This is a genomic window from Achromobacter sp. ACM01 (genome assembly GCF_014851745.1).
GTDB classification, from domain to species: domain Bacteria; phylum Pseudomonadota; class Gammaproteobacteria; order Burkholderiales; family Burkholderiaceae_B; genus Achromobacter; species Achromobacter aegrifaciens.
Map to the genome: position 1 here is coordinate 1 of NZ_JACVAF010000022.1, position 769 is coordinate 769.

1 rRNA gene is annotated in these 769 nt (G+C 49.5%); it reads left to right on the plus strand.

The window, feature by feature from the left end:
• Positions 1 to 2: 2 nt before the first annotated feature.
• Positions 3 to 115: ribosomal RNA gene (rrf, locus tag IB268_RS30875) — 5S ribosomal RNA — on the plus strand.
• Positions 116 to 769: the final 654 nt, after the last annotated feature.

Here is a 769-nt window from a genome sequence, read left to right on the forward strand (position 1 = left end):
CGCTTGACGACCATAGCGAGTTGGTCCCACTCCTTCCCATCCCGAACAGGACAGTGAAACGACTTTGCGCCGATGATAGTGGACGGACGTCTGTGAAAGTAGGTCATCGTCAAGCTTTTATTCCGCAAACCCCCGCAGGTTACCCTGCGGGGGTTTGTCTTTATATATAAGTGAGAGCCTTGAGTTCTCAGCCGCGGTAAAGATGGAGAGATCCAGCAAAACAGCGGTTTTGCAGTAGAAGATGCAGATTAGGCAGAAGCCAGCTGCATGAACTGCAAAAAAGATGTTATAGTTTGCGGCTTGGCTGCTACCGAAATATCAGGGTATACCCCGACATTCCGATAGCTGCTAAGGGAAGCGAAAAGCCGGGGCGTTGTCCTGCGGACCTGAAGGGGTCCAGGCGGTAAGTTGCCAGGTCTTGATGCTGGAGATGAGTTGAAAAACTCAAACAAAAGCGACAACGATTTGACAAGCGCTAAAAACTCCTTCATAATCTCGTTTCTCTGCTGCTGATGCGGCGACGTCGCGTAAGCGACGAAGCGCGAAGTTGGCGGCAAGATGCAGTAAGTAGTACAGAATTTGGCAGTACCGCTCTTTAACAATTAAACAACCGATAAGTGTGGGCGCTTGATGCGAGTGCACAGTGACTTCGGTCACAAGCACAATGAAATCAAGTGCTCACTAGAAGTGAAGTACCTTAGATGTCAAGTCTAAGCACATACCTCACTTCCTTTGAGTAGCGACGTATGACTCGACCCTTTCGGGGGTT